The following is a 25,267-nucleotide window of genomic DNA, read 5'->3' as shown; positions in this document are numbered from 1 at the left end:
AGATCAAATTATTTTGTCAGCCGTTTTTTTGGCGACTTAATTAGTATAACACTTACTCAATTAAGAGTCAATAACTTTTTCGAGAAAATGTTTTTTGTGTTTCGCCTTTCAAAGCGACTAATAAATAGTATCATAATTTAAATACAGAATGCAATAGTTTTTTCGAAAAAAATTATTTACTGGCTATAATGCTTCATTTATTCTTATATAATCACTATTCCATTAATGCTAGCCTGTTAAACATCAAATTTAAGATAAACCGGGAAAGTCCCCCGATCTAACTAACAAAACAATATACAACTACCTATAATATGGATTATGTTAACAAAGATTGTAGAGCATCCAACCTAGCGTAGGCCAACCACGCAGACTCCCTCGAGACAGGACGCGAAGTGGTTAGCCCGAGCTCCTAGCACATTAAATATCTAAACATGGATGCTCGGCTAGCAATGGCTAGTGGACATAACCCATATTATAAGACCTCAATTTCATCTTCTTTATCATAGGGCGATGCAGAAAAGCGCCTAGTTTCTGGGTGCTGATTGAACATAGCTGTTCGTGCTAGAAATCGCTCCTTTAACATGTAAAAAAAATAACCCTTCTATATAAGAAGAGTTATTTCTATAAAATAAATACATGCGCGGCTGTTAGACAGGCAATACCCGGTAAGCCTAGCAGTCCAACCATTAAAGCAGTAAATGCATTAATCGGAATATGCAGCCCAAATGATGCACCAAACAAGTTGAAGAAAAATAGAAATAATACACCAATGGTTAGTTTCATAACAACTTGTCCACTGCCTTTGACGAGATTAAACGGAATTCCTACTGTTAATAAAATTGCAATTAACACAATGATTCCAACAATTACCCACCATTCCATCTGCTTGTCCCCTTCATATAATTAGTATTATTAGATTTATATGAAGAAAAACTATTTTTAGAAGACTTTTATTGATTAGCAGATAATTTTCTTATTCTCGCCTCTCTCATTAGATAAAAATATTTAGCCTTTGTTAATGCCAAGTCAAACTGACCAGATTCAGTAGGGTCAATACTTCGATCCAAAATGCTATCTAAATACGTCCATTGCTTCTTTAATTGAAACATACTGTCCAGCACTTGCTGGTCAAGGTCTTGTTTTTTTATTTTTTTTGAACGAATCATTTTTTCACCTACATTATACTTCTCTTCTGCCTTCTAATGCTTTAGAAAGTGTTACTTCATCTGCATACTCTAAATCTCCACCCATTGGCAGACCATGAGCAATTCTGGTTGTCTTTATACCAGAAGGTTTCACCAGTCGCGAGATATACATCGCAGTTGCTTCCCCTTCAATATTAGGATTGGTTGCTAAGATTAATTCTTCAATCCCTTCATCTTTTAAACGATTAATTAAAGCAGGCACATTAATATCTTCAGGACCGATACCATCCATTGGTGATATGGCTCCATGTAACACATGGTACTTACCATTAAATTCTTTCATCTTCTCCATTGCAATAACATCTTTTGGATCTTGCACAACACAGATCAACGATTGATCGCGCATATCATCTTGACAAATAGCACATGGATCTTGATCGGTAATATGACCACATGTGCTGCAATGCGTTAATTCCCGCTTAGCATTAGCCAATGCCTTAGCAAAATCTAATACGTCATCTTCTTTCATATTTAAGACAAAGAATGCCAGGCGCACGGCAGTTTTAGGACCGATCCCTGGCAATTTTGTAAAGCTGTCGATCAGCTTTGATATTGGTTCAGGATAATACATGAGAATCCTCCTAGAACATTCCTCCAGGTAAATTTAAGCCTTTTGTGAATTTACCCATCGTATCATTTGTTTTATCGTCTACTTCTTTTAGCACTTCATTAGTTGCTGCTAAAATAAGGTCTTGTAACATTTCGATGTCATCAGGATCTACTACTTCTTCGTTAATTTCAATATCCGTAATTTCTTTCTTTCCGTTTGCCACTACTTTTACCATTCCACCACCAGCAGTTGCTTCAAACGTCATTTCCTGTAATTCATCTTGTGCCTTCATCATATCTTTTTGCATTTTTTGCATTTGTTTCATCATTTTGTTCATATTTCCTCCACCACGCATGGCAAAACCCTCCTAATAATATCTATTATTTTGCTTAATCACGTATTTCTAACAAATCATCGCCGACTAACTTTCTAGCGTTGTCTACCAATGGATCTCCTTCTGTTGAAGCAGAAGATTCATCCTGTTCACCAGACTCGTCACCTTGCGCTTTTTGTTTGCGAACATACTCTTCTCGAAGTGATGTCCATTCCTCTTCAGGTATAGGTATGAAGGTGGCATTCTGACCGATAGACTCTGATAACATTAATTCTATCGTTTGTTTATGCTCTAATGCAAGTGAACAATGAATTTCATATCGAAATGCAATAATTACTATATCTTCAGACGCTGCACTCGGCTTACTATTTTGAATCGTAGCATGTGCAGGAGCACTTTGTTTCTTTAATGCATCCATAAAAGATGGCCACTGGGCTCTTACTTTTTTGATTGCTTCCTTCGATGCATCGTTCAGCACGTTACGAATTCGGTCATATGGTACTTTATAGCTGTTTCGACCAACAGATGCATTTCGTTTTGGAGCCTGTTGTTGTGTTTCCTGCTGTTGCTGTACAGGCTGTTTTTGTAATTGGCTTAATTGTTGCTCCAGCTTCGTCAATTTCTCCTGTAACTTCTCTACTTCAGGTAAAGATGCAGCATTTGTCTGCGAACCACTTTCTTGATTACAGATCTTCAATACAGCCACTTCGATAAAAACCTTCGGACTGTTGGTCCACTTTATTTCCTGCTGACACAGGTTCAATTCTTTAATAGCTCCTTGAATCCATAAAGCATCTAAACGTTGTGCCAATGATTGAAATGTATCATCAACGATAGCTCTTTCCAGTACATTTTCTAACGATGGCGCTGTCTGATATAACAAAATGTCTCGCAAATAATAAATAAGGTCAAAAACAAACCGGCCAGGATCTTTCCCTTCCTGAATCATAGCATCAATCTCCAGCAACGATTCCTTTACCTCATTATCATACATCGTGTTTGCGATCTTCGCTAATTTAGCCTGAGATACAGAACCAGTTACAGCGAGAACATCATCGATCGTTACTTGTTCCTCACTATAGGAAACGGCCTGATCAAGTAAGCTTAACGCATCACGCATCCCGCCTTCTGCTGATAGCGCAACACCTTCGAGCGCTTCGTCTGTTACCGAGATATCTTCTGCTGCAATAATTTTTTTCATTCGTTCAACCATTGCAGACTGAGCAATCCGCTTAAAATCAAATCGCTGACATCTCGAAATGATGGTTAGTGGTATTTTATGCGGTTCCGTTGTTGCCAGTACAAAGATTACGTGTTTTGGGGGTTCTTCCAGTGTCTTCAATAAGGCATTAAAGGCCCCAATAGACAGCATGTGCACCTCATCAATGATATAGACCTTATACGTAACAGCACTCGGAGCATATTTCACTTTATCACGAATATCACGAATTTGTTCCACACCATTATTCGAAGCTGCATCGATCTCTACTACATCAGATATCGATCCGTCCTGAATCCCCATACACGCGTCACACTCATTGCATGGTTCTAGTGCAGGACCATTCTGACAATTGACTGCTTTAGCAAAAATCTTGGCAGCACTTGTTTTTCCCGTGCCTCGGGGACCTGAAAACAGGTAAGCGTGGGTAAACTTTTCTTGCATAACGGCATTCTGCAAGGTGCGAGTAATATGTACTTGTCCAACTACATCTTCAAAATTCTTCGGACGCCAGACGCGGTATAATGCTTGATAACCCATCACTGATCCCCTTTTCTTGTTATTTCTTCTTATATTGTAGCAAATCCCTTTTCTAAAAACGAGCGAAAATATGGAATACCAGAACATCTTTTTTCTACCAGCTAAATTAGAAAAGCCTCTTGTGCATCACAAGAGGCTGTCTTTGTATTATTAACGCCGTGCACCAAGCTTCGATGACGCTACCTTAAGCGTTACTTAAGTTCATAGCTCGACCCAGGCTTCCCCGCGGCACACAGGAAGTTTCGCTTAATGCTGCTTCCTTCCGGACCTGACATGGTTCACGAGTTCCTGTTGCGCGGGACCCGAGTGTCAACACTACTCCCTTAAGGCAGACCTTAAAATAACGGCACCTCAGCAAGGTATTCAGTCTCGCTATAGCGGATTGCGAGTACAGGGCACCGCTACCTCCCCACCTAGCACGGCAAATTTGCTAACATATTCAGTTGCGCTATAGAAAAGCGCATTTCTTAGTATAACCTTTACTTCGAAAAAAATCAATTACTTACTCTATTTTTTCGCTATCAACTTTTACCAGTATCGATTCTATCAAAGGATTTAGGCTTTTATCACGGTGCTAACCATCTGTGAGACTACCACTTCAAGCTTCGAGTATCGGGGGGCAAAAACCTCCACTGATCAAAGTCTCACTTTATTTGTTCTTCTGCTCTTTTTTCTTTTGTCGCAACGATCGAAAAAAATCAGTCAGCATTTGTCCACACTCTGCTTCAAGAACACCTGGCACCACATCGACTTGATGATTGAAACGCTCATCATCTAATAAATTTAACAATGAACCAGCGCATCCTGCCTTCGGATCCTTAGCTCCGTACACCACTTTCGGTATTCGTGATTGCAAAATAGCTCCTGCACACATTGGACATGGCTCCAGTGTTACATATAATACACAGTCCTCCAGACGCCAGCTGCCGATAACCTGATTTGCTTTATCAATCGCAAGCATTTCCGCATGGGATTGTGTTGTTTGTAATTTTTCACGTAAATTGAACGATGTAGCAATAACCTGATCTTGATGAACGATGACAGCACCAATTGGCACTTCACCTAATACCTCCGCTTTTTTCGCTTCTTCCATTGCCATTAACATATACGCTTGATCTGTCATTATCATCCCACTCTTTTTGTTTAGAAAATAAATAAAGCTATACTCATATAGAATAAGCCATGCATGAATGATGAAATATTAGGGTATCTTGTCAACAGAAGTATAAAAGAGGTGAGCCCATGAAAAATACAGCCGTATTAATCATCGATATGATCAATGATTTTCATTTTCACGAAGGCGACTTACTGTTGAACAATACGGAAGAAATATTGCCTAACATTGATCAGTTGAAACAATATGCAAAAAAACATAAACTTCCCATCATCTATATTAATGATCATTATAATACATGGGAAACAGATTTTAAACAAATTGCACAAACTTGTTTGACGAAAGAAAATGAAGCGATTATCCAGAGAGGTCTGCCAGATGAAGAAGATTATTTTATTATGAAACCGCAAATGTCTGGTTTTTTCAGAACACCATTGCGATCATTACTGGAACATCTCAACATTGAGCATTTAATTATCTCAGGAATCGCAGGAAATATCTGTGTGTTATTTACGGCCAATGACGCCCATATGCGCGGTTATACCTTGCATGTACCAGAGAACTGCATTGCGTCCAATACGCATAGGCATAACCATGAAGCATTGAAATTAATGGAGGCTGTCTTCAAAGCCGATATACAGCCACTGTAGCGACTCATTGTTCTAATTCTTATTTCTTATCATAAAGTAAATGGAGGATATTTTTTTTATGATAAGAAAGGAGTTCTTTTTTGTGCAAATATATGTCGTGAAGCAAGGAGACTCGTTATATCAGATTGCCAATCAATTTGGCACATCCTATCAATCGATTGCAAATGTAAATGAGATAGATCCGTCACTGCCTCTAGTGGTTGGTCAAGCATTAGTCATTCCAATATATGGCCAATTCTATACCGTACAGCCTGGAGACAGCTTATATACGATCGGACAACGTTTCGGCATTTCGGCAGCAGAGTTAGCAAGCGTCAATCAAATTAATATGTATCAGCCACTTTCTGTTGGGATGACACTCTATATTCCCGAATCCGCTAAAAGAACGATTGAAACCAATGCCTATATTGAACCAACTGGAGGTTCGGTATCAGACGTATTAGAGAATGCAGCAAGAAAACACGTTGACAACTTAACTTATTTAGCCCCTTTTTCCTTTCAAGTTGATCGGCAAGGTAATCTGATCGCTCCACCATTGAACGATTTCAATGCTATTGCCAGCGAACAGAATGCAACCTTAATGCTGGTTGTCACGAACCTGGAAGAGGGAGCTTTTAGTCAAGAACTTGGCAGGCTTATTCTCACCGATGAAACCGTCCAGAATAATATGCTCGATCAAATCATCGCTACAGCTAAAGAGTCTGGCTTCGGAGATATACATTTTGATTTTGAATTTCTACCTCCAGAAAACCGGGAGGATTATCGTGCATTCTTAGAAAAAGCGACAACGCGACTGCACAATGAAGGTTTTCTCGTATCAACAGCTCTTGCTCCCAAAACAAGTGCCGAGCAAGAAGGGAACTGGTATGAAGCACATGATTATCAAGCGCATGGCGAAATTGTTGATTTTGTCGTCCTGATGACGTATGAGTGGGGATATAGTGGTGGTCCGGCAATGGCTGTTTCACCGATTGGCCCAGTTCGTGACGTTGTCAATTATGCCCTCACAGAAATGCCTTCTGAAAAAATCATGCTCGGTCAGAATTTATATGGCTATGACTGGACGCTTCCGTATGAACCTGGTGGAGAATATGCCAAAGCACTCAGTCCTCAGCAAGCTATTCAAGTCGCACGAGATAATAATCAAGCGATTTTATTTGATGAAGAGGCAAAAGCACCTTATTTCCGGTACGTTGATCAGGAAGGTCAGGAGCATGAGGTATGGTTTGAAGACGCCAGGTCCATTCAAGCTAAATTCGATTTAATTAAGGAAAAGAATTTACGCGGTATCAGTTATTGGAAGCTCGGCCTCTCTTTTCCTCAAAATTGGCTGCTACTAGAAGACCAATTTACCATCCGTAAAAGAGGTTAATCATATATACAGGAAAGCGGAACAATGCATCCCTTTCCAACAAAGAGTATTCGTTCACACATGAGAAAGGGTGTGCATGAATACTCTATTTCATATCCATTAATTCTTGTAAATCATCTTTATTTTCTACCAAATCAGCCAATGTATATTGATTCAGCACTTCAAAAAAAGCTTGCATCGCATTGCCTATCACAGAGCGCAATTTACATGCAGGCGTAATCACACATCGATTGTTCTCGCCATCGAAGCATTCCAATAAGTAGAAATCATTTTCCATCAACCGGATAACCGCCCCGATATTTATATCTGCAGGGTCATGCGCCAATAGGATTCCCCCATTACGGCCTCTAGTTGTTTCGATATATCCATTTATACTCAATTGGTGAACTACTTTTCGTATATGTTCTGTAGAAACAAAAAAAGTTTCCGCTATCTCTTTAATACTTGCCTTGCTATCACTCGCAGCCGTGTAGATTAACACGCGCAATGCGTAATCTGTATATTTTTTTAATCGCATACTGCTTCACCTGCCTCCTTCTATTCTACCAAAAAAAATATCAATTGACTTTGTATTTTAACAAAATAGTCATATATTTCTCTTAAAAGCTATTGCAGAGGTATCTTAATTTTTCATACAATAAAGATGTATTAAAAATACATGTTTAAATTTTAAGGAGTGATTGGATGTCTACTACAACGGAAAGACTTGATCCAAAAACAATAGAAACAGTAAAAGCAACTGTCCCTGTTTTGGCTGAGCATGGAACCGCCATTACTTCAACATTTTATCAATTACTATTTACAAATCACCCGGAATTAAAAAATATCTTCAACCAAACCAATCAAAAAAAAGGAAAGCAGCCACAAGCATTAGCAAATGCAGTGTATGCAGCAGCAGCTAACATTGATCAACTGGAAACAATTCTACCTGTTGTCAAACAAATAGCGCATAAACATCGAAGCTTGAATATCAAACCAGAGCATTATCCCATTGTTGGAGAAAATTTATTAAAAGCAATGCAAGTGGTGTTAAAAGAAGCGGCTACAGAAGAAATTATCGCAGCCTGGGCCAAAGCATATGGTGTCATTGCTGATGTCTTTATTCAAGTCGAAGAAGGAATGTATCAAGAGACAGAGACTGCACCTGGTGGCTGGATCGGTTACCGACCATTCCGTATTGTCGAAAAAGTAAAGGAAAGCGATGTGATTACTTCTTTTTATCTGAAGCCAGATGATAACAAATCATTGCCTGAATATGAAGCAGGTCAATATGTTACCGTAAAAGTTTCTGTACCTGGCATTCCTTATACTTGTCAGCGTCAATACAGCTTATCCTGTAAGCCGAATCAAGACGTATGGCGAATAAGCGTCAAAAAAGAAGCAGCACTGGAGAATCACCCAGATGGTGTAGTATCTAGTTTCCTTCACCACCATATCAACGAGAATGATGTAATAGAACTAAGTGCACCTGCTGGCGATTTTGTATTAAATCAGGAAGCAAAACCATTAGTATTAGTAAGCGGCGGTGTTGGATTAACGCCATTAGTAAGTATGTTAGAAACGGTAGTAGAACAGCAACCGCAACGTGACGTGTATTTTATCCACGCAGCGCAAAACGAGAGATTACACGGTTTACAGGATATTGTGAAAGACATAACAAATAATCATCCTCATGTTCGTGCCTTTACGGTCTATGAAAAACCGGAACATACTGCCTTATGTGATAAAAGCGGCTATATTGATTTACCATGGTTACAATCTGTCGTCCCGACTAACGAAGCATCTTTCTATTTCTGCGGACCAGAACCATTTATGAAAGCCATTAATCAGGCATTAACCACATGGGAGGTCCATCCAGCAGATATTCACTTTGAATTCTTCGGACCAAAAGGTGACTTAGAAGCATAATACGTATTACTGCAGGAATTTATGCTATCAAAAGACGGATTAAAAACTATTTGAAGAACAAAGGCGCAAGCGCCCGTTTAGAGACGTAGCGAGTGGAGCGAATCAACTGAGATAAAGGAATCACGGTGAGCTTGCGAATCGATGATGACTTATCGTAGGGCGATTTCGCGAAGTCGCCTAGTCTCTGGGCGCTGGAGCCGGACGTGGCCGTTTCTGTCAGCGAACATCATATAGCCCAAAATTTATACTTTCTTGACTTATAAGAAAAACTGGAAAACCCTGTTTTAACTAATGTGGGCGTATATATAACTTCTCATAATATGGATTATGTAATGCTAACTGCTTAGCGGTACGGTAATTTTGAAATATTTCAAGTGCCAGGATACCGCTCCGGCCAACCACTTCCTGCGGGCACGGCTGAAGATCCACTTATATTTGTGCCTGTGTCTGCAAGTACCGCTTCGAAGTGAGCTTCCTCGGTACAAGGCAGCAGGATGTTATTCAAGTAGTAGCCTAAGCTGTTCCTGAAGTATTGGCACAAGAAATCGGATTTTTGACCACAAGAGTCCTTTTGATATCCTTGAATGGTCATATTTTTGATTCTTATGGACAACTTTTGCCCTTTTCCTTTTCAACTGTCCATAAGATTCATTCTTATAGACAACTTTTGCTCTTTTTCTTTTCAACTGTCCATAAGATCCATTCTTATGGACAACTTTTACTCTTTCTCTTTTCAACTGTCCATAAGACCCATTCTTATAGACAACTTTTACTCTTTCTCTTTTCAACTGTCCATAAGATCCATTCTTATAGACAACTATTGCTCTTTCTCTTTTCAACTGTCCATAAGAATGGATTATATGATAGGCCGAACATGTAAGACAATTTAAGCTCTCTTTTCCTTAGCTTGACGGCTATGCCGCCGACCCACAGAACGTGGAGCCTATTTCCAGAGCTTTGCTAAGCAGATGAAACCTGTCAAAATTACCACAACGTCAGACAGTTGCACTTTACATAATCAATCTTAAGCTAAAAAGGCTAACACGTAACCGTGCTAGCCTTGTTTTTATTTATTCTTCTAATGTGGATGTATCACCGGTTGGGAGTCCTAGTTCCCATGATTTTAAGAGGCGGCGCATAATTTTACCGCTTCGGGTTTTCGGAATGCTGTCTTTGATTTCGATCTCACGAGGAGCAGCGTGTGCGCTTAATCCGGTTTTTACAAATTGACGAATCTCCTCTAATAGAGAATCATTCGCTTCATACCCTGGATTTAGCGTAATAAATGCTTTAATAATTTCTCCACGCTCGGGATCCGGTTTACCAATGACACCAGCTTCCGCCACCGCCTTATGTTCAATTAATTTACTCTCTACCTCGAATGGTCCAACACGTTCACCTGACGTATTAATTACATCATCCAAACGCCCCTGGAACCAGAAATAGCCATCTTCATCCATATAGGCACTGTCGCCAGATACATACCAGCCGTTGATAAAATAACTTTCATATTTACCTGGATTCTTCCAGATCGCACGCATCATCGATGGCCAGCCTTTTTTAATGGCAAGGTTTCCCATTTGATTTGGCGGTAACTCATTACCTTCATTATCGACAATTGCTGCCTCTACACCAGGAATCGGGCGTCCCATCGAACCTGGTCGGATTTCCATACTAGGTAAGTTAACAATTAACATTGCCCCAGTTTCCGTCATCCACCATGTGTCATGGATACGCAGATCAAATACGCGTAAAGCCCATGTAATAACCTCAGGGTTCAACGGTTCCCCAACGCTTAGAACATGACGTAGACTGGATAAATCATATTGCTTCACCAGTTCGTCACCCGCGCTGACAAATTTACGTAATGCCGTTGGTGCAGTATACCAGATTGTCACATTGTTTTTATCTAATGTTTCATACCAGGATTCCGGTGTAAAACGACCACCTCTAATGACATTGGTTACACCATTTAACCATGGGGCAAAGATACCATAACTTGTGCCTGTTACCCAACCAGGATCGGCTGTACACCAATACACATCATCTTCCTTAAAATCAATGACCCATTTACCTGTTGCGTAATGCTGAACCATCGCATTATGCACATGATAAACACCTTTCGGCTTACCTGTAGAACCAGATGTATAATGAATCAGCATACCATCTTCCCGGTCTACCCATTCAATATCAAATTCATCAGACGCTTCCTTAATTTCTGCATCATAATCAATATAATCATCTTCTGGAAGATTCTCTGCACCTACCAGAACAATTTGTTTTAAGTGAGGTAATTCATCAACAGGAACCCTTCCTAATAAATCAGGAGTAGTAATCAGCATTGCAGCCTCACTATCTTCTAACCGATCTCTTACTGCCTGCTCCATAAATGCTTCAAAAAGTGGACCAGCAATAGCTCCGACCTTTAATATCCCAAAGAAATTGGCGTAGAACTCCGGACTTCTTGGCATAAATAAGAAGACGCGGTCTCCTTTTTGAATGCCATACTTCTTAAGAATATTAGCAGTTTGATTACTTTGTTTACTTAGTTGTTGAAACGTAACGCTCTCTTCACGATCTGGTGCCGAATATAACAATGCCACTTGGTCTTTTTTATCAGGATTTTCTGCATGACGATCAATTGCTTCATAAGCGGCATTTACTTTACCTGTTTTATACCAGCTGAAATCTTTTTTCACTTCTTCCCAATCAAAACCTTCTCGCATCGATTCAAGGTCGGCTAAATTATGCTTACCTGACCTTGCCTGTACTTTTGTCATATCCATCATATCACCTCTCCCAATAATGTGAACGTTTGCAATAATCTAATTAAATAAAGAAACCCCTTACATTACATTGTAACGAATTTGGATGAGAAAGCAAGTTATTCAATCCTTATATTGGCAATTACATATTCTGATTGATTTTGTACATATTAACGACTAGCCGGAGGTGTGTAATCATGGTGCGATTCATGCAAAAGCAGCAAAACAATGCTGAACAAAGCAGTTTAAAAGATAAAAAGGTTGCAGCTTCATTAATACAAAATATGCAAGATACGAAAGACTTATTCGGATATGGTGTGAATAAAGATTTTTCTATGCGCTCGATTACATTGAAATCGAACGGAAAGAAAGCGAGTCTTTTCTATTTTAGTTCGATTGTCGATGGGGCAAGAATTAATTTACATATTATAAAACCACTCTTAACAACAGAAGGAGATCGCATAAAAAATATTGTATCGATAGAAAATATTGAAGAAACAAGTGATTTTGAAAAGGTAGTACAAAATATCAACAGTGGTAAAGTCATTCTATTCGTAGAAGGGGATGAACAGGCCTATGCAATGGATGTAGCTGATTTTGCTCATCGCCCCGTTTCAAAAGCAGAGAATGAAGTAACCATTAAAGGTCCGCAAGAAGCATTTACCGAATCATTAAACAGCAATATATCTCTGATCAGAAAACAATTACACAATCATTCTTTAATCAATGAAGGCATACAGGTTGGAGAACGTTCAGTAAATGAAGTAAATGTGATCTATATAAAAGATCTCGTAAATGATGACCTGTTAAATAATGTAAGAAATCGTATTAAACAAATAAAAACAGATAATGTTCGTAATCTCGAAATTCTTGAACAATTTATAGAAGAACGTCCATACTCGTTAATCCCTACGATTCTCTATACAGAAAAGCCCGATAAAGCGACATCCTATCTAGAAGATGGTTATGTAGTGATCTTAATGGACAGCTCTTCAGCCTGTTTAATCGTACCTGTAACGTTCTGGTCTTTTTTCCATGCACCGGAAGACCGTTATTTACGCTTTTTTTATGGTAATTTCACTCGCGCTATCCGAATCTTTTGTTTTTATTTAACCTTAATGATTTCGGCAACCTATGTTGCTATCTCAAATTTTCATAGTGAAATGATCCCGCCCGATCTATTATTAGCTATCACCGCATCAAGGGAAAGAGTACCTTTTCCTTTAATTATCGAAGTATTAATGATGGAAATAGCATTTGAACTGATTCGGGAAGCAGGACTTAGAATACCGAATGCATTGGGACCGACAATCGGTATTGTTGGTGCATTAATACTGGGGCAGGCTGCTGTTGAAGCAAATATCATTAGCCCTATTATCGTTATTGTTGCTGCTCTCTCAGGTTTATCATCATTCGCAGTAGCAGACCTGAATATGAACTTCACGATTCGCCTGATGCGATTTATCTTTATCCTGGCAGCCGGAACATATGGAATGCTTAGTCTGACTGGCGCCTTCCTGCTATTTCTAATGTACGCTGCATCGGTCAAATCATTTGGGGTATCTTTTTTCTCGCCAATGTCACCACATTTTATGTCATCAGAAGATACTGTTTTTCGCAAAACAGTCAAGAAAGAAATTTTTCGTCCAACATTTTTACATCTTAAAGATATTCAGAAAAAACCAAAGTAACAGAAGGAAGGGAAATATATGCAAAACAAAGGATTGTTACGCCTGAAAGAAATATTAGCGATGACGTTAATTATCGTTGGCATTAAACTGTCTGATTCAACGTCCTCTCTAATGTCACAGCAAGCACAAAATGGGTTTTGGATAATCCCCCTCATCTCATTTGTATGTATTTTCCCCGGCTTCTTATTGATGCTTTATTTATTAAAGAAATACAAGGATAAAAACTTAGTAGAACTGATCGAAACGATAATTGGTAAATGGGCGGGAAAGATCATTTGTTTGTTGTTGTTCATTTTTGCTTTTTTAACGCTTACGCTCGACAGCCGAAACTATGTAGAACAAATTAAACAGTTATATTTTCAAGAATCACCAACAGATATAGTTTATTATATTTTTTTTATTGTGGTTTTTTTGGGAGCAAAAAAAGGGTTTGAAGTAATAGGATTTACCAGCTGGATAACACTCTTTTTCATAAAAGCTGCTGCGTTGATTGTCTTCATTCTTATAACTGGAGATATGGTATTGCAAAGGGTCTTCCCTATATTTGGGCAAGGACTTTCAATCCTGTTAACAGAAGGCGTAAAAAAAGCTTCTGTTTTTGCAGAATTGTTCTTTTTATTAATTGCCTATCAGTCCGCTAAATCTACCTCTATGTTTCGAAAGGGGACCATTATCGCAAGCATTATTGGATTATTTGAGATCCTGTTATTTTTCTTTATTTATGTCTGCGTATTTGATTACAATTCGATCAAAAAAATTGCTTTTCCTTATCACGATATTACGCAATTTGTCAATTTAGGGCAATTTTTCACCAATATAGAGACATTTTTTATGGTGTTCTGGTTGCTAGCCGCATTCCTGAAATTTATTATTTTCGTTTACATTACCAGTTGGATATTTGGGGAGATATTTGCTATCCGAAATTTTGAACCATTGTTGTTACCGTTCAGTTTCCTGGTAGTGATGATTGGTTTAATCCCCCTTAATTCTGTGATCAATGAATTAGTTCTAAGAGAAACATTATTAACGGTCATGTCACCGTTTTTTATTGTCTTACCTTTTATTTTATGGTCCATTGCTTTCTTTAAAGGGGATTTAAAACAATGATGAATAAATTATGGTTTATACTCGGTTTGCTAATCCTTCTAACTGGATGCTTCGATCGAATTGAGCTGGAGCAGCAATCCTATGTCATTGCCATGGGAATTGATACAACAGAAAATAAAGGAGTATATGCGTTTACCTATCAAATAGCTAATCCTGAAGTTGGATCAGCAGCAGGACAGGGAGGTTCCAATGAGCCAGCATCAGAAATTGTTACCGTAAATGGTGCTGACATATTAAGTGCGACCTATACAGCCAATTCATTTGTTTCCAAAAAAATTACGTTGGACCATACCCGGATTATTGTCATTTCAGAAGAATTGGCAAAAGACCCTGACTTCCTGCGTGTGATTCAATCTGCCTCCAGATCGCCACAGATTAGACGCGGTGTGCAATTGGTGGTATCAAAAGAAAAAGCCTCTGACTTTATTAACAACAATCAGCCGGTGATGGAGCAAAGACCACACAAATACTATCAATTTATGCTGGACAGGGCCGTACAAACTGGCATTATACCCGATTCGTCGCTACATCGTTTCTTTCAAATTACCGAAGGAGATGCTGATTTATTTTTGGCTATTTATGCCACCACTGAACAAAAAGATAAAGAGCAAAATAAGAGTAAATTAGAAGATGAATATATAGCAGGTGAGATTCCTCAACTGGGAGGATCACCGACTCAATTTATGGGGGCGAGCGTTTTTAAAGGAGGAAAGATGATCGACACGCTGGACGGTGAGGAAATCCGTCTTGCACATATTATGGATAATACATTTAAACTGAACAATTACTTGGCTACCATGCCAGATCCTTTCGACCCAGAATATCGACTATCATATAATTATCAACAAAAGCAAAATGCGAAAATAGACATTACTTATCATCAGGATAAACCAACTGTTATTGATGTACTTGTTCCTTTTCAAATTGAAGTGATCGCGATACCAAGTTTAATTCGTTATGCACACGATCAAGAAAAGCAGGATACCTTGGAAGATGCCATCACCACCCGATTGGAAGAGAAGACACTGGCATTGATAAAAAAATCACAGCAACAGTATAAATCTGATCCTTTTTACTGGTCCATATATATTCGGCATGAATTTACAAATATTAAGCAGTACGAAAAAGCAGACTGGAACAAAAAAATATTTCCAAACGCCGAAGTTAATGTTACTTACAATCTGGATAAATTAGAGTTTGGAAAAATGCTGGATGATTCAAACCTAAATAGAGTGAGGGATTAATGTGGAGCCAATTCTTCTGACAATAGTTACCTTGTTTATTGCCTATCGTTGTATTATTCACAGTCTGGATAACTTTCAGGAAGGCAATAAAATGGGTGGTATCGCGATTATCTGTATCATTCCGTTTCTAATTTGTTGCTCGATTTGTTTTCAGATTATGAAATAAGCGACCCCGAGAGGATTCGAACCTCCGACACCTTCTTTAGGAGAGAAGTGCTCTATCCTACTGAGCTACGGGGTCATGGTCTAATTTCAGAGGGAGCTGTTCCTCCCTCTGGTATTATTTCTCGAACATTTCACGCATTTCTTTTGAGCGTGCCGTTGTTTCCTCTAAACAAGCTATGACCGCTTCCTGGAATTCGTGCGCTGCTAAAGTTTTCAACCCAGCCTCTGTTGTACCTCCTGGGCTTGTAATCTTTTCGCGAAGTACTTGCGGTGAATCCTCAGATGCTTCCAGCATTTCGCCCACACCTTTGATCGTCTGCACCATCAACCGCTTGGCAATATCTTTGTCTAACCCTTTTGTATCAACAAACTGCTCCATTGCTTCTACCATAAAATAATAGAAAGCTGGGGCACTACCGGCTAAGGCAGTAAATGCATCCATATCTGCTTCATCAATCACTTCGGTTGTACCGATCGATGTTATCAGTTCTTCGATTAATTCTACCTGTTCTTTCGTCGCATATGTACCAGCTGCAATGGTTGTAGCAGATTGGCCAATCGTTGCTGACGTATTAGGCATGACACGAATAACCGGATTTTGTGTTTCCAGCTGTTGTTCAATGAACGCAGTCGAAATTCCTGCTAACAAGGAAACGACAATTTTATTTGCTGATAACAATGGTTTGATTTCTGCTGTTGCTGTTTTAATGTCCTTAGGCTTCATGGCAAGAATAATGATATCACTTTGATCAATCGTATCTTGCGTAGACTGAGACGTAAGAATATGATATTTTTCTTCTAATGTTTTTAATCTTTCTTTATTGGAGTGGTTCTTTGCAATAATTTGCTTTGCAGGGACGATTTTATTTGCCGTCATTCCAGCAATAATCGCTTCTGCCATCGATCCTGCTCCAAGAAATGCAATGGTTTGTTCCATTTTCTTCATCCTTTATATGTACTATCGTTACTCTTATTATAAACGAAAGCATGGAAAGATAAAAGAAAACAACAGGGGTTATCTAATTTCTTTATTCAAATCCATTTTATAATTCTGGCGTATAAAAAAAATCGTTACCGGCTTGATAACGATTTTGTGATTTATATAATCTCCAATTTTGTAACAATTATGGCGGAGGAGGAGGGATTCGAACCCCCGCGGGCCGTGAAGCCCCTGGCGGTTTTCAAGACCGCTCCCTTCAGCCGGACTTGGGTACTCCTCCGTGTTTTGCTGACGACAAGTAATAATATAGCATATCCCACAAATAGAGTCAATAGATTTTTTGTTTTTTTGTTTAAAATCATTCAAAAAATCCTGATGAATGATAGATTATGCCATGTGAACAGCCTATCAAGATCGCTATATGTGCATGTTATTCCGCTTCCGATCTCCTCTCTAAATCAACATTGGCTAAACTGTTTAGATACTTAGAACGCCTACAATAAAGAAATAGGCATAATACCGAAAAATCCTAACCAATGCAAGGATAAGCATATGCAACTTCCTTTAATATGGATGATGTTAAATAAGGCTGTATTGCAAAATAGTCATTTTGATATATTTTATCTGCTTAGCAAAGCTCCGGAAATATGCTCCGCGTCCTGTGGGCACGGCTTCAGCTAACTTGGTAAAGAAAATCCTTTTCTTTACCAAGTGGATCTTCAGCTCGCGCTGATTCCACGGGAGTCTCCGCATATTTCCTACGCTTGAGGGAAGTGTTACAACTTATGTAACAGCAAAAAGCAGTGGTTCTTGGTATTTTTCAATAGCTATTATATATGAATGTGATCAATATGCTAGCTCTGACAAAAGTTGTAGAGTTCCAATCCTAGCGTAGGCCAATCACGGAGACTCCCGCAGGACGCGGAGTGGTTGGACGGAGCGGTATCCCAGCACATTAAATATCTCAATATGGATGGTTGGCTAGCGATGGCTCATAATCCATATTATCAGAACCTATACTGAACGATTTACACCTACAATATATTCATTACATTATATACAACAACCGCAGCATGGCCTAAGCGGTGGTCCTTGCTACGGTTTGTTGGTTTATCTTATTTAATTTCCGTCTTTCCACCCATGTAAGGCACGAGCACTTCTGGGATTTTAACAGAACCGTCTGCTTGCTGATAATTTTCGATGATTGCTGAAACGGTACGTCCGATTGCTAAGCCAGAACCATTTAATGTATGAACAAATTCTGGTTTTGCTTTTTCTTCACGACGGAATCTGATACCTGCACGTCTAGCTTGGAAATCTTCAAAATTAGAACAAGAAGAGATTTCACGGTACGTGTCATTACTTGGCATCCATACTTCAATGTCGTACTTCTTGGCAGCTGTGAAGCCTAAATCAGCTGTACACATGCTCATTACACGATATGGCAGCTCTAACAGCTGTAGTACTTTCTCTGCATGACCAGTTAGCTCTTCTAAAACATCGTAAGAATCCTCTGGTTTTACAAATTGCACCAATTCCACTTTGTTAAACTGATGCTGACGAATCAAGCCTCTCGTATCACGTCCGGCAGATCCTGCTTCAGAACGGAAGCTGGCACTAAACGCAGTAAATTTCTGTGGTAAATCATCAACCTTCAAAATATCATCGCGATAATAGTTCGTTACCGGCACCTCTGCAGTCGGTACCAAGAAATAATCCCAGTCCTCGATTTTAAATGCATCTTCCTCGAATTTCGGTAATTGGCCAGTGCCAGTCATACTCATCCGGTTGACCATGTATGGAGGCAGCATTTCCTGGTAACCATGCTGATCCGCATGTAAGTCCATCATGAAATTCATTAACGCACGCTCTAAGCGAGCACCTAAACCTTTATAAAAAACAAAACGACTGCCAGTTACCTTTGCTGCCCGTTCAAAATCTAATATATCTAATTCGGTAGCAATGTCCCAATGCGCTTTCTCTTCAAAATCAACCGTTGGCAGCTCTCCCCATTTACGGACTTCCACATTATCATCTTCAGATTCTCCGATTGGAGTCGTTTCATGTGGAACATTAGGAATAGACAACATTAAGACATCTAACTCTTCTTCTACCTGTTTTAATTCCTGATCAATGGTTTTAATACGGTCGCCAACAGTACGCATTTCCACAATCATATCATCCGCATCTTTCTTCTCTTTTTTTAATAGAGAGATTTGCTTAGATACTTCATTTCTTTTTGCTTTAAGTTGTTCTGTCTCAGCAATCAACTCTCGACGCTTTTCATCTAAATCGCCAAACTTGTCAAGATCGGTTAAATCTTCTCCTCGATGTGCTAACTTCTCCTTCACTTCTGCAAACTGATTACGTAACAATTTTCTATCTAACATTTCAGCTTCCTCCTTTATTTTTATCGAATCAATTGAACATATTAGAAAAAACGGGCATAACGCACCCTGTCCTTACTACCCTCTATATAAGCTTCCTATAATATGGATTATGTTAACAAAAGCTGTATTGCAAAATGGTCATTTTGATATCGTTTATCTGCTTAGCAAAGCTCCAGAAATAGGCTCCGCGTCCTGTGGGCACGGCTTCAGCTAGGCTACTACTTGTAAATGCTTCCTTGCTGCCTTGTGCCGAGGAAGCTTACTTCGAAGCAATGCTTGCAGACACAGGCACAAACAAAGTGGATCTTCAGCTCGCGCTGATTCCACGGGAGTCTCCGCCTATTTCCTACGCTTAAGAAAAGTGCTACAACGTATGGAACAGCAAAAAGCAGTGGTTCTAGGCATTTTTCAATAGCTATTATATATGCATACGATCAATATGCTAGCTCTTACAAAAATTGTAGAGTCCAAATCCGAGCGTAGGCCAACCACGGAGACTCCCGCGGGATTGTACAGGTGCTGGAGATCCACTTTGTGAAGCGTTCTTCTTCACAAAGTTAGCTCCAGCCGTGCCCCGCAGGACGCGGAGTGGTTGGACGGAGCGGTATCATACCACACATAATTTTTCAAAATGACCACTAAGCTGCTAGTTAACGTAATCCATATTATAGGAAGCAAATTTTGTTTTTCTTTATGACAATGATTATGCTTTCTTTTCTTATACTTGGTACACTTTACATTTCCACTACGTAGAGCTTTTTCATTGCTGCATTTCCTAGCATATAAAAAACTCCCGTCCCTAACAATACTGTAGGGACGAGAGTTAACCCGCGATACCACCCTGATTGGAGAATAGACTTCTCCCGGCTTCATTTTAGATAACGGCTTTTTATGCCGAGTGTATGTACTCTTCTTTCCATACACTGCTCCAGGATGGATTCACTTAGCTTTTATACCAGTTCACACCTGCCACTGGCTCTCTTAAAATAAAAGACTTAAATTACTACTTCCTGTCATCACTTTACAATTATTTATTCTTTTATTATATTATCTTTCCACCATTTTGACAAAGTATTCCGTCAATCGATGGTCATCCGTCAATTCTGGGTGAAAAGCACTGCATAAGTAATGTCCTTGCTGTGCTGCCACGATTTTATCATTGTGTGTCGCCAATACATCCACTTCCGGACCAACTTCTGCGATGTATGGAGCACGAATGAACACTGCTTCATAGTCTTCTGCTACACCTTTTATATTGATCGCTGCTTCAAATGATTCACGCTGACGGCCAAATGCATTCCGTTCCACTTTCATATCCACTAAAGCAAGGTGTGCATGATCCTGTCCAACGATATCAGTCGCTAAAAGAATCAGACCGGCACACGTACCGAAAATCGGTTTTCCTTGTTGACCGAAGTTTTTTAATGCATCGAGAAAATCGTACTTATCAATCAAGCGACGCATTGTTGTACTTTCACCACCTGGTAAGATCAACCCATCGATTTCATCCAGCTGTTCTTTATATTTAATCACAATTCCTTCTGCACCAGATGCTTCAACAGAACGAATATGCTCGCGAATCGCACCTTGCAATCCTAGCACTCCGATTTTTACCATGATCGTCTTCTCCTCACTAATTACCAGCCACGATCTTGCATACGCTCTTGTGGAGCAATCGTGCTAATTTCTAGACCTTTCATTGCCGTACCGATACCTTTTGATACTTTAGCAATTAAATCATAATTATCGTAATGAGTTGTTGCTTCTACAATGGCTCTTGCAAAATTAGCAGGGTTATCTGACTTAAAGATACCTGAACCAACAAAGACTCCGTCAGCACCTAACTGCATCATTAACGCTGCATCTGCAGGAGTTGCCACACCACCTGCCGCGAAGTTTACGACTGGTAGACGGCCTTTTTCTTTAATATCTAAAAGTACTTCATAAGGTGCACCTAATTCTTTTGCATATGTCATTACTTCGTCCTCTGACATATGTACTAATTTGCGAACCTGTCCATTTACTTCACGGATATGACGAACCGCTTCAACAATGTTACCAGTTCCTGGCTCACCTTTCGTACGAAGCATAGAAGTCCCTTCACCGATACGACGAGCAGCTTCACCAAGATTACGGCAACCACATACAAAAGGTACGGTATATTCACGTTTGTTTAAGTGATACACTTCATCCGCTGGCGTTAATACTTCACTCTCATCAATATAGTCAACACCCATTGATTCCAACACTTTCGCTTCAACAATGTGACCAATACGAGCTTTTGCCATTACTGGAATAGAAACTGCATTCATGACCTCTTCCACGATAGTAGGGTCTGCCATACGTGCTACTCCACCTGCTGCACGAATATCTGATGGTACTCTTTCTAATGCCATAACCGCTACAGCACCAGCTTCTTCAGCGATTTTTGCTTGTTCTGCGTTGACAACGTCCATAATAACGCCGCCTTTTTGCATTTCTGCCATACCTCTTTTTACTCTATCTGTACCTATTTTAGACATTCTCATGTTCCTCCTAATTATGAACTATTTCCTATATACGATCGACTCATTCCTCATACATTATATAACAAATATGAACCAAATGCCAACCTCTGTAATAGGAATTATCTTAACTAAACAGTCCTTTAAAGAAATCAACTACAGTTGTAAATACGTTAGCAAAAAAGTCACCGATAGCTCCTAATGTCAGCATAAACCAGTTTGATTTCTCGACTGCATTGGATGTCACGACATCGACACGTTGAACATTGTCCGCTCCACCAATATAACCGTTATCTGTTTCACCAGTATATTCTATAACCGCTTCTCCCACTTTTTCGCCTGCTTCAACAGGAGCTTCAAGCGTTCCATCTTCGGTTAGTTTTTCTGGATCCATCTCATACTTAATCTGATATAAATCCTCTTCGCCTGTTTTAATCGTAGTAGCAACCGCTTCTGCTGTTTTGATTTCTACTTCATCTTCTTTACCTTTTGATACAGGCAATGTTTTTTGATCTTCTACTTGATAATCAGCAGAAAAAAGTTCTGCTTGTTCAAACTGTGAAAAACCATATTCCATCAGTTTTTTCGTCTCGACAAATCGCTCTGTCTCACTGTTTGTCTTCATAACCACCGTGATAATTCGGCGATCCCCTTGTTGGGCAGTTCCGGTAAAACAATAACCTGCCGCATCAGTATGGCCTGTTTTAAGTCCATCGACACCTTCAAAGCCAAATTGGGTAAAGTTATTATCATCCCATGGTAACATCCAGTTCCAGTTTGTTAATTCACGATCATCAAGTGTCGTTGATAACATACTGGAATAATCTAAAGCCTCCGGATGATCATTAACTAAATGATAGGCAAGTAAAGCTGCGGAACGGGCAGAAAGTAAGTTATCTGCATTCGGTTCCGTACCTTCCGGGTGATACTCTTCTAAGTCAGTATTGGATAGACCAGTAGAGTTTACAAATTTATATTCCTGTAGTCCCATTTCTTCCGCTTTGGCGTTCATCATTTTGACAAATTCGCCTTCTGAACCTGCTACTAACTCTGTTAAGGCAACAGTTGTCGCGTTATCTGAGTAAATAGCCATCGCTTCGTATAATTCACGAACGGTATATTGCTTATTCTGACGCAAACCGATACCACTAAAACTATTATTGGAAGATAACCAATAAGCATAATCTCCTATTTGAGTCGTTGTGTCCCAGCTAATTGTACCCGCTTCAATTGCTTCAAGTACTAAATATTCCGTCATCATTTTCGTCATACTAGCTGGAGGTAATTTTAAATCAGATTGTTTCTCATATAAAATTCTCCCTGAATTTGCGTCGACGATGATAGCTGATTCAGCTTTCACGTCTAAATTCGTAGCTGCACTTACCTTGATATTATTGATAGAGAAAGTCGTGATCATTAATACTGCCATCACAACCAAGATGCTAACTTTCTTCATTACGTCCTTCAATGTTCCTACCTCCGACTATTATTTTACGAAATAATTTTATCACAACTGGACCAAATAGAAAATAACGCTTTAAGCCTATTACAAAATAATCCTCTAAATCTTTTACTCTTGTGTTTCTGAAATTATCATGACAATGACTATTAACTTTCCTTCATTATAAAGAAAAACTTGGATGATCCAAGTTTTTCTCTGTCTATCTCCTGATTATGTTAACGAGTAGTTCGGTGATTCTTTTGTGATTTGGACATCGTGTGGATGACTTTCTCGTAAGCCTGCACCGGTCATTCGGATAAAGCGTGCGTCATTACGCAACACTTCGATATCTTTTGCACCACAATAGCCCATACCTGAACGTAATCCGCCTAATAATTGGTGAACGGTATCTGCTAATGGTCCTTTGTAAGCAACTCGTCCTTCAATTCCTTCAGGAACCAGTTTTTTCGCATCTTGTGAATCTTGGAAATAACGATCATTTGATCCAGATTTCATCGATGTCACAGAGCCCATTCCACGATATACTTTATATCTTCTGCCTTGGAAGATTTCGGTTTCCCCAGGACTTTCGGATACACCGGCGAACAAACTTCCTAGCATTACAGCATGTGCACCAGCCGCAATTGCTTTGGTAACATCGCCAGAGTATTTAATACCACCGTCTGCAATTACTGGGATATCGAATTTTTGTGCTTCTGTCGCACAATCATTCACAGCAGTAATCTGTGGCACACCTACACCTGCTACCACTCTTGTCGTACAAATAGAGCCAGGTCCGATACCTACTTTGATAATATTGGCACCAGCTTCGATCAATGCTCTTGTCGCTTCAGCAGTAGCCACGTTTCCTGCAATAATATCAATATTAGGATATTTATCACGTACACGCTTCACCTGCTCCAGCACGCCTTGAGAATGTCCGTGCGCAGTATCGACAACCAATACGTCCACACCTGCTTCGACCAATTTATCAATGCGTACCATCGAATCTGCTGTTATACCTACTGCAGCTCCGACTAATAAGCGTCCTTGCTTGTCCTTCGCGGAATGAGGAAACTCAATGACTTTTTCGATATCTTTAATCGTAATAAGTCCCTTTAAGATATTGTTGCTATCAACAAGTGGTAATTTCTCAATTTTGTGCTCTTGCAATATTTTACCAGCTTCTTCAAGTGTTGTACCTACTGGAGCTGTCACAAGGTTTTGACTCGTCATCACATCAGAAATCTTAATGGAATAATCTTCGATAAAGCGCAGATCACGATTGGTTAAAATGCCCACTAATTTCTGCTCATCTTCGTTGTTGACGATAGGTACTCCTGATATACGGAATTTACCCATTAAATGCTCTGCATCAAATACTTGATGTTCTGGCAACAAGAAGAATGGATTCGTAATAACGCCACTTTCAGAACGTTTTACACGATCAACTTGTTCTGCCTGTTCCTCAATAGACATGTTTTTGTGGACAATACCAATACCACCTTGTCTAGCAATAGAAATTGCCATTTTCGCTTCCGTTACGGTGTCCATTCCAGCACTAAGAAAAGGAATGTTCAGCGTGATATTGTCGGAAAGCTTAGTACTAACCGAAACATCTCTTGGTAATACATTAGATTCCGCTGGCAACAGCAATACATCATCAAATGTTAATCCTTCTTTTGCGAATTTGTCTGTTCTCATCATGCAGCCTCCTTAAATATATGAATGTTTATTTTGTGGAAAAATTGGAAAGATAAGCAACTCTCTATCACTAGAGAATCATCTATTTTCGAGGGTTGTATCCTTAACTATTGTTATTTACAATACGATATGTTTTGGCTATTTTCAACCTTTTTTTTCGCTGAAATTCGAGCTTTAAAAACACAATATGATCAGATCAATAATGTAAGAGGTTACATACAAAAAATATTTTTACATGTAATCTTCTCCGAACACCTAGCTTACTAAACTTATTCAACCTTTAATCCATCCTATTATGAACCAACAGCAAATATATAATCTAACCTTCGAATCCACCTATCTTTTTCAACAAAAAAACTGCCTCATAGATAGCATGTATTGCGACGTTCAGCCTATACCTTCACACAGGTCCAGTCGTTTCTTA

21 protein-coding genes, 2 tRNA genes, 1 other RNA gene and 1 other annotated feature are annotated in these 25,267 nt (G+C 39.3%); of the genes, 7 read left to right on the top strand and 17 right to left on the bottom strand.

What is annotated here, in order from left to right:
- Positions 1 to 621 precede the first annotated feature (621 nt).
- From MUN87_RS13820 to tadA, 7 genes are all read right to left on the bottom strand, one after another.
- Positions 622 to 882 carry a pro-sigmaK processing inhibitor BofA family protein gene (locus MUN87_RS13820; RefSeq protein ID WP_244741045.1) on the bottom strand — a complete coding sequence of 87 codons (261 nt, stop codon included), beginning with the start codon at positions 880 to 882 and terminating at the stop codon, positions 622 to 624.
- A gap of 68 nt (positions 883 to 950) precedes the next feature.
- Positions 951 to 1,166 (bottom strand): YaaL family protein, encoded by a 216-nt coding sequence (locus MUN87_RS13815; RefSeq protein ID WP_244741043.1) that lies wholly within the window; start codon positions 1,164 to 1,166, stop codon positions 951 to 953.
- Positions 1,167 to 1,179: 13 nt separating this feature from the next.
- Positions 1,180 to 1,776, bottom strand: a complete 597-nt coding sequence (gene recR / locus MUN87_RS13810; RefSeq protein WP_244741041.1) for a recombination mediator RecR — start codon at positions 1,774 to 1,776, stop codon at positions 1,180 to 1,182.
- 10 nt (positions 1,777 to 1,786) lie between these two features.
- Entirely contained in the window at positions 1,787 to 2,110 is a 324-nt protein-coding gene (locus tag MUN87_RS13805; protein WP_244741039.1) for a YbaB/EbfC family nucleoid-associated protein, read from the bottom strand.
- Between the two features lie 34 nt (positions 2,111 to 2,144).
- Complete coding sequence (gene dnaX / locus MUN87_RS13800) at positions 2,145 to 3,848, bottom strand: DNA polymerase III subunit gamma/tau (protein ID WP_244741037.1); 1,704 nt, start codon at positions 3,846 to 3,848, stop codon at positions 2,145 to 2,147.
- A gap of 156 nt (positions 3,849 to 4,004) precedes the next feature.
- An RNA gene (ffs, locus tag MUN87_RS13795) (signal recognition particle sRNA large type) lies at positions 4,005 to 4,270 on the bottom strand.
- A gap of 227 nt (positions 4,271 to 4,497) precedes the next feature.
- The gene (gene tadA / locus MUN87_RS13790; protein ID WP_244741035.1) at positions 4,498 to 4,971 is read right to left on the bottom strand and encodes a tRNA adenosine(34) deaminase TadA; all 474 of its coding nucleotides are present in this window, start codon (positions 4,969 to 4,971) and stop codon (positions 4,498 to 4,500) included.
- Between the two features lie 119 nt (positions 4,972 to 5,090).
- Between tadA and MUN87_RS13785 the strand changes: the two genes are divergently transcribed.
- Together MUN87_RS13785 and MUN87_RS13780 are read left to right on the top strand one after the other, a co-directional pair.
- Complete coding sequence (locus MUN87_RS13785; RefSeq protein ID WP_244741033.1) at positions 5,091 to 5,612, top strand: cysteine hydrolase family protein; 522 nt, start codon at positions 5,091 to 5,093, stop codon at positions 5,610 to 5,612.
- Between the two features lie 82 nt (positions 5,613 to 5,694).
- The gene (locus MUN87_RS13780; RefSeq protein ID WP_244741031.1) at positions 5,695 to 6,984 is read left to right on the top strand and encodes a glycoside hydrolase family 18 protein; all 1,290 of its coding nucleotides are present in this window, start codon (positions 5,695 to 5,697) and stop codon (positions 6,982 to 6,984) included.
- An 85-nt stretch (positions 6,985 to 7,069) separates the two neighbouring features.
- Here the strand turns inward: MUN87_RS13780 and MUN87_RS13775 are convergent, their stop codons facing one another.
- Positions 7,070 to 7,501, bottom strand: a complete 432-nt coding sequence (locus MUN87_RS13775) for an RrF2 family transcriptional regulator (protein ID WP_244741029.1) — start codon at positions 7,499 to 7,501, stop codon at positions 7,070 to 7,072.
- Between the two features lie 167 nt (positions 7,502 to 7,668).
- Between MUN87_RS13775 and hmpA the strand changes: the two genes are divergently transcribed.
- On the top strand, positions 7,669 to 8,892 hold the full coding sequence (gene hmpA, locus MUN87_RS13770) for an NO-inducible flavohemoprotein (protein WP_244741027.1): 1,224 nt from the start codon (positions 7,669 to 7,671) through the stop codon (positions 8,890 to 8,892).
- A 1,070-nt stretch (positions 8,893 to 9,962) separates the two neighbouring features.
- On the opposite strand, the gene acsA is transcribed toward hmpA, so the two are convergent.
- Complete coding sequence (gene acsA / locus MUN87_RS13765) at positions 9,963 to 11,678, bottom strand: acetate--CoA ligase (RefSeq protein WP_244747970.1); 1,716 nt, start codon at positions 11,676 to 11,678, stop codon at positions 9,963 to 9,965.
- 176 nt (positions 11,679 to 11,854) lie between these two features.
- Here acsA and MUN87_RS13760 point away from each other — a divergent pair, with 176 nt between their 5' ends.
- Genes MUN87_RS13760 through MUN87_RS13745 form a run of 4 tightly spaced genes read left to right on the top strand, consistent with a single transcriptional unit; the run spans position 11,855 to position 15,865 of the window.
- Positions 11,855 to 13,348: a spore germination protein gene (locus tag MUN87_RS13760; protein WP_244741025.1), complete on the top strand. Its 1,494-nt coding sequence runs from the start codon at positions 11,855 to 11,857 to the stop codon at positions 13,346 to 13,348.
- A gap of 18 nt (positions 13,349 to 13,366) precedes the next feature.
- Positions 13,367 to 14,455, top strand: a complete 1,089-nt coding sequence (locus tag MUN87_RS13755) for a GerAB/ArcD/ProY family transporter (protein WP_244741024.1) — start codon at positions 13,367 to 13,369, stop codon at positions 14,453 to 14,455.
- Positions 14,452 to 15,699 carry a Ger(x)C family spore germination protein gene (locus MUN87_RS13750; protein ID WP_244741022.1) on the top strand — a complete coding sequence of 416 codons (1,248 nt, stop codon included), beginning with the start codon at positions 14,452 to 14,454 and terminating at the stop codon, positions 15,697 to 15,699. The genes MUN87_RS13755 and MUN87_RS13750 overlap by 4 nt, the downstream gene beginning before the upstream one ends.
- Before the next feature lies 1 nt (position 15,700).
- On the top strand, positions 15,701 to 15,865 hold the full coding sequence (locus tag MUN87_RS13745) for a hypothetical protein (protein WP_244741020.1): 165 nt from the start codon (positions 15,701 to 15,703) through the stop codon (positions 15,863 to 15,865).
- Position 15,866: 1 nt separating this feature from the next.
- On the opposite strand, the gene MUN87_RS13740 is transcribed toward MUN87_RS13745, so the two are convergent.
- The 8 genes from MUN87_RS13740 to guaB form a co-directional block, all read right to left on the bottom strand.
- Positions 15,867 to 15,940 (bottom strand) — tRNA-Arg (locus MUN87_RS13740).
- Positions 15,941 to 15,979: 39 nt separating this feature from the next.
- Entirely contained in the window at positions 15,980 to 16,801 is an 822-nt protein-coding gene (proC, locus tag MUN87_RS13735; protein WP_244741018.1) for a pyrroline-5-carboxylate reductase, read from the bottom strand.
- Between the two features lie 190 nt (positions 16,802 to 16,991).
- Positions 16,992 to 17,084 (bottom strand) — tRNA-Ser (locus MUN87_RS13730).
- A gap of 835 nt (positions 17,085 to 17,919) precedes the next feature.
- Entirely contained in the window at positions 17,920 to 19,194 is a 1,275-nt protein-coding gene (serS, locus tag MUN87_RS13725; RefSeq protein WP_244741017.1) for a serine--tRNA ligase, read from the bottom strand.
- An 809-nt stretch (positions 19,195 to 20,003) separates the two neighbouring features.
- Positions 20,004 to 20,220 (bottom strand) — a binding site (T-box leader).
- Between the two features lie 21 nt (positions 20,221 to 20,241).
- The gene (pdxT, locus tag MUN87_RS13720; protein ID WP_244741015.1) at positions 20,242 to 20,811 is read right to left on the bottom strand and encodes a pyridoxal 5'-phosphate synthase glutaminase subunit PdxT; all 570 of its coding nucleotides are present in this window, start codon (positions 20,809 to 20,811) and stop codon (positions 20,242 to 20,244) included.
- A gap of 20 nt (positions 20,812 to 20,831) precedes the next feature.
- Positions 20,832 to 21,716 carry a pyridoxal 5'-phosphate synthase lyase subunit PdxS gene (gene pdxS, locus MUN87_RS13715; RefSeq protein ID WP_244741013.1) on the bottom strand — a complete coding sequence of 295 codons (885 nt, stop codon included), beginning with the start codon at positions 21,714 to 21,716 and terminating at the stop codon, positions 20,832 to 20,834.
- 109 nt (positions 21,717 to 21,825) lie between these two features.
- Complete coding sequence (locus MUN87_RS13710; RefSeq protein ID WP_244741011.1) at positions 21,826 to 23,166, bottom strand: D-alanyl-D-alanine carboxypeptidase family protein; 1,341 nt, start codon at positions 23,164 to 23,166, stop codon at positions 21,826 to 21,828.
- Between the two features lie 204 nt (positions 23,167 to 23,370).
- Complete coding sequence (guaB, locus tag MUN87_RS13705) at positions 23,371 to 24,843, bottom strand: IMP dehydrogenase (protein WP_244747969.1); 1,473 nt, start codon at positions 24,841 to 24,843, stop codon at positions 23,371 to 23,373.
- Positions 24,844 to 25,267: the final 424 nt, after the last annotated feature.

Origin of the sequence: Gracilibacillus salinarum (genome assembly GCF_022919575.1) — a bacterium.
In the GTDB taxonomy this organism is placed as follows: domain Bacteria; phylum Bacillota; class Bacilli; order Bacillales; family Amphibacillaceae; genus Gracilibacillus; species Gracilibacillus salinarum.
The sequence above is the reverse complement of the archived record's forward strand: the minus strand, read 5'-3'. Positions and strand labels throughout refer to the sequence as shown.